The organism is Photobacterium sp. OFAV2-7, from assembly GCF_022347985.1.
Lineage (GTDB): Bacteria > Pseudomonadota > Gammaproteobacteria > Enterobacterales > Vibrionaceae > Photobacterium.
Genome location: NZ_JAKRFQ010000245.1, coordinates 1 through 6,107 on the forward strand (window position 1 = coordinate 1; position 6,107 = coordinate 6,107).

The window sequence follows — 6,107 nt, forward strand, 5'->3', positions numbered from 1 at the left end:
CCAGTTCATAGAGTTCGTCTTCTGAAGCCTCGCGGGTTGCCTTTACTGTCGACAGAATATCGCCGCCGGCTTTGGCTATTTCTTCGTAAGGAACGCCGTTGAGACGCTGTTCGAATTCGTTGGCGCGGTTGCCGGCGAAAATCAGGTGAGTATGACAATCGATCAATCCCGGAGTAACGAGTGCGCCATGGCAGTCGATAACATCAGGGTGGCCATGCAAATCTTCATGGTCAGCATGACCGGCAAACATGATTTTGCCTTCTCGGATGCCAATCATGCCGTTCTCTATGATTTGGTAACCAGCTTCTGGCTGCATGGTGACCATTTTTAGATTCGTCAGTACTCGATCCATGGACGTTTATCTTCAATGTTGATTATGTATATACAAATAAATAGACAATTATCGAGATAAACTCAAGATGGTATGTAAAGAAAATGTGATCGGAATTGTAATTATTGGCTGACAGTGAGTAAAAAACTGGTGATTGATCGGGAAAGACGTACTTCTCTGGAACGTTGTATTGTATAGCTGTGGTGAAGAGGTTGGATGAGTCGGAAGGCTTTTTGGTTTTTGCTGTTTAACTGGGGATAAAACCAGCTAGGGGTTTGATAATAAAGTATTAATCCCCTAGCTTGCTATCGGTTGAGGCTGGCAGTGCTATACCTGGCTTCTCGAGCTTAGTTTATATTTGTCTCCCGGGTGATAGAGAAGCGCGGTGCTGATCAAGTTCTTATCACTCCAGGTCCGTCGATTGAGCAGCAGGCAGGGTGCCCCCGAAGCCATCATCAACAGATCCGATACGCGTTTGGCCGGCAAAATGGCCTCAACAGTATGTTCAATGTCGCTAAGCGGGCAGGTTTGCACCAGGTACTCGTTCGGGGTCTGTTGTGTAAAGTCTTGCTCGATGTAGTCTGGGGCAAAATCGGGGTTTACCCAACGTTCTTCGAGCTGAATCGGGGTGTCATTTTCATAGTGGACTATCTGAGTGAAGTAGACACTGGTTCCGTGGCGAACACCGAGCCACAAAGCTATGTCATCATTGGCTTCTACTGTCGTTTGGTTGATCACTTTATTGGCATAATCATGACCACGATTTTTCACCTCTGCCGCTATATTGCGAATTTCCATCAGAGGCGATTCGGCTTTTTTCTGGCAGACAAATGTGCCGAGCCGAGGGGTCCGCTCCAGGAAACCATCCTTGACCAAGTCGCGAATCGCTTTGTTTGCGGTCATACGGCTGACGGAGAACTGCTCCGAGAGCTCAATTTCTGTTGGGATCTTGTAACCGGGTGGCCAACTGCGTGATTGAATCTTGTCATTGAGGTATTTTTTTATTTGAAGGTATCGCGGTGACTGAGCCATTGCTGCTGTTCCATAATTGCCTATACAAATGAAAGCAATTTTTCCGCGGTATTTCAAGTTAGTTCTGATTAGGATAAGAAATAATCGTCCAGGAATTAGAAAGCGGCTGACTCTTGTCTTCGCTGAGGTAGGTCGTTAGGGAGCTGCGCCTAAGGGCAGGGCGCCACTCCCTATTGATGAAAGCAAGTGTTAGAAGTGATAGGCAACGGTCGCGCCAACTACCCATTGGTTTGCACTATCTACAATCGGCGAGTCCGAGATCTTAGAACCAAGGCGGGTATAGGCTGTGCTTTGAGTAATATCGATACTCTCAGTGACAGGAACCACAAGCTTATATCCGACATTGAAGGCAAAGTCGCTATCACCTGTATACGCTTTGCGGGTCGAGGTCGCCTCTGAGGCTTTAACGCCATAGTAATAGTCGACAAAGTCTTTGCTCAAGTAGCTAACACCCGCATATGGTACTAAATCGGCTACTCCTAAGTTCATTACGTGGAAGTATTTTGCACCGCCAATGAATCCTTTATAGGCACCTGTAACATCGTGCTGCAAGAATGTGGATACGGTTCCCAGCCCAAGATGGAAGTCAGCGTTAAGGCCCAGATCGCCGCTCATCTTGCGGTCCTTCATGCCTTTCAACACATCGGCATCATCAGCATCATAACCGGTACCGCCTGCTGTAAAATAAGCACTCATATTGACTAGATCATTGTCAGTGCCGATAAAACGGTAGTTAATACCACTCAAGTCAATGTTGAAGTCTTCACCGTGATAGCCGCCGTTTAATACTACGGCTGTTGTTTTATCCTGATCTTTATACAGTTCGCTGCCGCTAACAATGCCAGCCTCGACAAAACCTGAGCCCTCGTTGGTGTAGATATTACCATTGCGAATGTAGGTGTCTCCTGCAAGCGCCTGGGAGGATAGGAGTGATGCGGTGATGAACAGTGCTAGCTTTTTCATGGATAAGTCTCGATATGTTACTGACTCTATGTCTTTGAATCAGTGTTATTGATTAGGTTGTGTACACTGTACAAAACAAGAAGGGCATCGACTATTGGTGCTTTGTCCGGAAATGTCCGCACGTGTTACAAACGAGTACAAAAGTGCTTTTAGTGTTATTGAGAAGGGAAAGGCAAGCGTTGTTAACGTTAATTGCGTTTATTTGCTGATAAAGCAATTAATTTTGACTGCGCCTTTGCAATCGGTCACAAGCGTTTGATATAGTTCCAGCTTCGTTTCTGATCTCCGTGCTGCTCTGTATTGCGGTACTGGTTCAGAAGCTTTCACTCATTCATCTAAGCTTTATCGAGCTTAAATAAATTCAACATGTCTTGCTTGGTGTGCAAGACCACTGTGAAAGGATACTTACATGCCTGTAATTACTCTTCCTGACGGCAGTCAGCGTCAATTTGACAACCCAGTTTCTACTTTTGAAGTCGCGCAATCGATCGGTCCTGGTCTTGCGAAAGCAACTATTGCTGGCCGCGTTAACGGTAACCGCGTAGATGCGTGTGACCTTATCGAAGAAGATGCCAGCCTTGAAATCATCACTGCAAAAGATGAAGTAGATGGTCTGGAAATCGTTCGCCACTCTTGTGCTCACCTTCTTGGCCACGCGCTGAAGCAGCTTTATCCACAAGCGAAAATGGCGATTGGTCCAACCATCGACAACGGTTTCTACTACGATATCGACCTTGACGAGTCACTTACGCAAGAAGATCTTGAAAAGATTGAAAAGCGTATGAAAGAACTGGCGAAGACCAAATACCAAGTTATCAAGAAAAAGGTAAGCTGGCAGGAAGCACGTGATACGTTTGAATCACGTGAAGAACCGTACAAAGTTGAGATCCTTGACGAGAACGTTTCTCGTGATGATCGTCCTGGCCTGTACCACCACGAAGAATACATCGATATGTGTCGTGGCCCGCACGTACCGCACATGGGTTTCTGTCAGCACTTTACTCTGCTGAACGTTGCTGGTGCATACTGGCGTGGTGACAGCGACAACAAGATGCTTCAGCGCATCTACGGTACTGCTTTCCATGATAAGAAAGCTCTGAAAGCGCACCTGACTCGTCTGGAAGAAGCAGCAAAGCGTGACCACCGTAAAATCGGTAAGCAGCTAGATCTATTCCACATGCAGCAAGAAGCGCCGGGTATGGTGTTCTGGCATCACAATGGCTGGACTATCTTCCGTGAGCTTGAAGTCTTTATTCGTCAGAAGCTGACTGAGTACGGTTATCAGGAAGTGAAAGGTCCGCTAATGATGGACCGCGTGCTTTGGGAACGCTCTGGTCACTGGGATAAATATGCTGATGCGATGTTCACCACCTCTTCTGAGAACCGTGAGTACGCTATCAAGCCAATGAACTGCCCAGGTCATGTTCAGATCTTCAACCAAGGCCTGAAGTCTTACCGTGATCTGCCATTGCGTATGGCCGAGTTCGGTTCATGTCACCGTAACGAGCCATCGGGTGCGCTGCACGGTATCATGCGTGTACGCGGCTTTACTCAGGATGATGCTCACGTCTTCTGTACAGAAGCTCAGGTACAAGAAGAAGTTACATCTTGTATTAAGATGGTTTATGATACGTATCAGACATTTGGCTTCGACAACATTGTTGTTAAGCTATCTACTCGCCCTGAAAAGCGTGTAGGTTCTGATGAAATGTGGGATAGAGCTGAGTCTGACCTGAAGCTGGCCCTTGAGTCAATGGATATTCCATACGAGATTCAGGAAGGCGAAGGTGCATTCTACGGTCCTAAGATCGAGTTTACCCTGCATGACTGCCTAGATCGTGCCTGGCAGTGTGGTACTGTTCAGCTAGACTTTGCTCTGCCTGAGCGTCTTGGTGCGACATACGTGGGTGAAGATAACGAACGTCACACTCCGGTTATGATCCACCGTGCTATTCTTGGTTCACTAGAGCGTTTCATTGGTATTCTGATTGAAGAATACGCAGGCTTCTTCCCAACTTGGTTGGCGCCTCAACAAGCTGTTGTGATGAATATTACTGACAGCCAGTCAGAATATGTACAAGAAGTAGTAGAAAAACTGCAAAAAAGTGGAATTAGAGTCAATGCGGACTTGAGAAATGAGAAGATTGGCTTTAAAATTCGCGAACATACTTTGAAGCGAGTGCCTTACATGCTTGTTTGCGGAGACAAAGAAGTCGAAGCAGGTGAGATTGCAGTTCGTACTCGCAAGGGTAAAGATTTGGGTAAATTTAAGATTGACGATCTTGTTGCATACTTGCAGGAAGATATTAGCAGTCGCAAGCTCAATTTTGTGGAGGAATAAGGTATTAAAGGCGGAAGAAGAACCCAAGCACCAGTTAAACAAAATGCACATCGTCTGAACGGAGAGATCCGAGGTGTTCGTGAAGTGCGCTTGACTGGTATTGATGGTGAGTCAATTGGTGTTGTTTCTATCGAAGAAGCAATGAATGCTGCTCATGAAGCTGGTGTAGATCTAGTTGAAATCAGCCCTAATGCCGAGCCACCAGTTTGTCGTGTGATGGACTATGGCAAGTACCTGTTCGAAAAGAGCAAGGCTGCTAAAGAGCAAAAGAAAAAGCAGAAACAAATCCAGGTTAAGGAAGTTAAATTCCGTCCTGGTACAGACGAAGGCGATTATCAGGTAAAACTGCGCAACCTGACTCGCTTTTTAGAAGAGGGCAACAAGGGTAAGGTCACACTGCGTTTCCGCGGTCGTGAAATGGCCCACCAGAGTCTGGGTATTGACCTTCTAAATCGTATTAAGGAAGAACTAGCTGACCTAGCGGTTGTAGAGAGCTTCCCTAATCGAGTTGAAGGTCGTCAAATGACGATGATGCTTGCCCCTAAGAAGAAGTAATTACGGCATTCAAGTAGCACAAAGCGCTGCTTAACCGCAGCGCTTTTTGTTCGCCTGATTACTATGTTATTAACTATCAACAATGCGGAGTCTCATCATGCCTAAGATGAAATCCAACAAAGGTGCTGCTAAGCGTTTCAAGAAAACTGCTGGTGGCTTTAAGTTTAAGCACGCGACTAAGCGTCACATCCTTACTAAACGTACTACTAAGAACAAGCGTCAGCTTCGTCCAAATGCGATTCTTCCAGCATGTGAAGTTGCAGCAGTTGCACGTATGCTTCCGTTCGCTTAATAGTTTTTAGTTTTATATTTTAATTTAGTTAGGAGTCTCCTATGCCTCGCGTAAAACGTGGTGTACAAGCACGTGCACGTCACAAGAAAGTTCTTAAACAAGCTAAAGGTTACTACGGTGCACGTTCACGTGTTTACCGCGTAGCTTTCCAAGCAGTAACTAAAGCTGGTCAGTACGCTTACCGTGACCGTCGCAACAAGAAACGTACTTTCCGTCAACTATGGATTGCACGTATCAACGCTGCTGCTCGTCAGAACGGTATGTCTTACAGCCGCTTCATCAATGGTCTTAAGAAAGCATCTATCGAGATCGATCGTAAGATCCTTGCTGACATCGCTGTATTCGACAAAGCTACTTTCACAGTACTAGTTGAAAAAGCAAAAGCTGCACTGTAATTTCAGTCCAGTTTGATGGGAAAAGGAGAGCTTAGGCTCTCCTTTTTTCTTTTTGGCTTTCCTATTACTTCATCTCTCTTCTTCTTGCTTGCCTTTAAGTTCAAAGCTCAAAGCTCAAAGCTCAAAGCTCAAAGCTCTACTCTCTTATTGATTCCTGTCACCCTGGTAGGGCAAAAAATGTATTGCTGGCTTTGTAAT

General features: G+C 45.8%; 8 protein-coding genes. 5 read left to right on the forward strand and 3 right to left on the reverse strand.

Annotated features, from left to right (window positions below; translation table 11 throughout):
* From MHN01_RS13515 to ompV, 3 genes are all read right to left on the reverse strand, one after another.
* The coding region (locus tag MHN01_RS13515) for an amidohydrolase family protein (protein WP_239411824.1) at positions 1-352 on the reverse strand (352 nt) is incomplete at its 3' end.
* A gap of 306 nt (positions 353-658) precedes the next feature.
* Positions 659-1,363 (reverse strand): histidine utilization repressor, encoded by a 705-nt coding sequence (gene hutC, locus MHN01_RS13520; protein WP_239411825.1) that lies wholly within the window; start codon positions 1,361-1,363, stop codon positions 659-661.
* A gap of 189 nt (positions 1,364-1,552) precedes the next feature.
* Positions 1,553-2,326: an outer membrane protein OmpV gene (ompV, locus tag MHN01_RS13525; RefSeq protein WP_239411826.1), complete on the reverse strand. Its 774-nt coding sequence runs from the start codon at positions 2,324-2,326 to the stop codon at positions 1,553-1,555.
* 409 nt (positions 2,327-2,735) lie between these two features.
* Here ompV and thrS point away from each other — a divergent pair, with 409 nt between their 5' ends.
* The 5 genes from thrS to MHN01_RS13550 all read left to right on the forward strand — a co-directional run.
* Positions 2,736-4,667, forward strand: a complete 1,932-nt coding sequence (thrS, locus tag MHN01_RS13530) for a threonine--tRNA ligase (protein WP_239411827.1) — start codon at positions 2,736-2,738, stop codon at positions 4,665-4,667.
* Between the two features lie 3 nt (positions 4,668-4,670).
* The gene (gene infC / locus MHN01_RS13535; protein ID WP_239411829.1) at positions 4,671-5,222 is read left to right on the forward strand and encodes a translation initiation factor IF-3; all 552 of its coding nucleotides are present in this window, start codon (positions 4,671-4,673) and stop codon (positions 5,220-5,222) included.
* Positions 5,223-5,319: 97 nt separating this feature from the next.
* Positions 5,320-5,514 carry a 50S ribosomal protein L35 gene (gene rpmI, locus MHN01_RS13540; protein ID WP_007469870.1) on the forward strand — a complete coding sequence of 65 codons (195 nt, stop codon included), beginning with the start codon at positions 5,320-5,322 and terminating at the stop codon, positions 5,512-5,514.
* Positions 5,515-5,555: 41 nt separating this feature from the next.
* Positions 5,556-5,909, forward strand: coding sequence for a 50S ribosomal protein L20 (gene rplT / locus MHN01_RS13545; protein ID WP_007469869.1), 354 nt, complete (start codon positions 5,556-5,558; stop codon positions 5,907-5,909).
* Positions 5,910-5,924: 15 nt separating this feature from the next.
* Positions 5,925-6,107: hypothetical protein (locus tag MHN01_RS13550; protein WP_239411828.1), on the forward strand; the 183-nt coding region annotated here is incomplete at its 3' end.

Bases quoted from the DNA above. Each gene is read 5' to 3' on its own strand.
- hutC (WP_239411825.1), bottom strand. From the start codon at position 1,363: ATGGCTCAGTCACCGCGATACCTTCAAATAAAAAAATACCTCAATGAC.
- ompV (WP_239411826.1), bottom strand. From the start codon at position 2,326: ATGAAAAAGCTAGCACTGTTCATCACCGCATCACTCCTATCCTCCCAG.
- thrS (WP_239411827.1), top strand. From the start codon at position 2,736: ATGCCTGTAATTACTCTTCCTGACGGCAGTCAGCGTCAATTTGACAAC.
- rpmI (WP_007469870.1), top strand. From the start codon at position 5,320: ATGCCTAAGATGAAATCCAACAAAGGTGCTGCTAAGCGTTTCAAGAAA.
- rplT (WP_007469869.1), top strand. From the start codon at position 5,556: ATGCCTCGCGTAAAACGTGGTGTACAAGCACGTGCACGTCACAAGAAA.